General features: G+C 74.0%; 1 protein-coding gene. It reads left to right on the forward strand.

What is annotated here, in order from left to right; genetic code table 11:
- Positions 1–1,880 (forward strand): type I polyketide synthase (locus MXD57_RS31220; RefSeq protein WP_250405577.1); only part of this gene is annotated, 1,880 nt, incomplete at both ends.

Genomic DNA, 1,880 nt, shown 5'->3' on the forward strand with positions numbered 1-1,880 from the left:
CCTGTGGACCGGCGTGGGCGGCATGGGCGGCGACCTCACGGAAGCCGACCGCGAGCGCATCCGCCGCAGTGGCATCGGCGCACTGGCGCCCGAGACCGGCCTCGCCCTCTTCGACGCGGCCGGCCGCACCACCGACGCGCTGCTCGTCCCGCTCCCGCTCGACCTGCCCGCCCTCCGGGCCCAGGCCCGCGGCGGCATGCTCCCGGACCTGCTGCGCGGTCTGGTCCGCGTACCGGTGCGCCGGGCCGCCGGGCAGGGCGGTAGCGGTACGGCGGACGGGTCGGCGTTCCGCACCCGCCTGGCGGGGCTGCCCGCCGACGAGCGGGACGCGGCGCTGCTGGAGCTGGTGCGGGGCGAGGTGGCCGCCGTGTTGGGCCACGCGTCGACCGACGAGGTGCCGGCCGACCGCGCGTTCAAGGAGCTGGGCTTCGACTCCCTGACCTCCGTCGAACTGCGCAACCGGCTCGGCGCGGCCACCGGTGAGCGCCTGCCCGCCACCCTCGTCTTCGACTACCCGACACCGAACGCGCTCGCGGAGTTCCTGCGGACCGAGGTACTGGGCCTCACCGGGGACGCCGAGGCCGCCGGAGCGGTCACGGGCTCGCCCGTGCGCGCCGGCACGGCGTTCGCCGACGACCCGATCGCGATCGTCGGCATGAGCTGCCGCTACCCGGGAGGCGTCGAGACCCCCGAGGACCTGTGGCGCCTGGTGGTGGGTGGCGGGGACGCCATCTCCGAGTTCCCCCAGGGACGCGGCTGGGACCTGGAGTCGCTGTACGACCCGGACCCGGACGGCAAGGGCACCAGCTACACGCGCTCGGGCGGCTTCCTGCACGACGCGGGCCGGTTCGACCCGGCGTTCTTCGGGATCTCGCCGCGCGAGGCCGTGGCGATGGACCCGCAGCAGCGCCTGCTGCTGGAGACCTCCTGGGAGGCGTTCGAGCGGGCCGGGATCGACCCGTCGTCCATGCGCGGCAGCCGCACCGGTGTGTTCGCCGGTGTCATGTATCACGACTACGCGACCCGGATCACGGCCGTACCGGACGGTGTGGAGGGCTACCTCGGCACCGGCAACTCCGGCAGCATCGCCTCCGGCCGCGTCTCGTACGCCTTCGGGCTCGAGGGCCCGGCCGTCACCGTCGACACCGCCTGCTCGTCCTCGCTCGTCGCCCTGCACTGGGCCATCCAGGCGCTGCGCAACGGCGAGTGCACGATGGCGCTGGCCGGTGGTGTGACGGTCATGTCCACCCCCGGTACGTTCACCGAGTTCAGCCGCCAGCGGGGTCTGGCCGCCGACGGGCGCATCAAGTCCTTCGCCGCCGCCGCCGACGGCACGAGCTGGGCCGAGGGCGCCGGCATGCTGCTCGTCGAGCGGCTGTCGGACGCCCGCGCCAAGGGCCACCCCGTGCTGGCCGTGGTCCGTGGCTCGGCGGTCAACCAGGACGGTGCCAGCAACGGCCTGACCGCGCCGAACGGTCCCTCGCAGCAGCGTGTCATCCGTCAGGCCCTCGCCGGCGCGGGCCTCACCAGCGACCAGATCGACGTGGTGGAGGCGCACGGTACGGGGACGACGCTGGGCGACCCGATCGAGGCGCAGGCGCTGCTGGCCACGTACGGCAGGGAGCGTGAGGCCGACCAGCCGCTGTGGCTCGGCTCGATCAAGTCGAACATGGGCCACACCCAGGCGGCCGCCGGTGTCGCCGGCATCATCAAGATGATCATGGCCATTCGGCACGGTGTGCTGCCCAAGACGCTGCACGTCGACGAGCCGACCCCACACGTGGACTGGGAGGACGGCGCGGTCGCCCTGCTCACCGATGCGGTGCCGTGGCCGGAGACCGGCCGTCCGCGCCGGGCGGGTGTCTCGTCCTTCGGCATCA

It is taken from the genome of Streptomyces cellostaticus (assembly GCF_023630175.1).
GTDB lineage: Bacteria > Actinomycetota > Actinomycetes > Streptomycetales > Streptomycetaceae > Streptomyces > Streptomyces cellostaticus_A.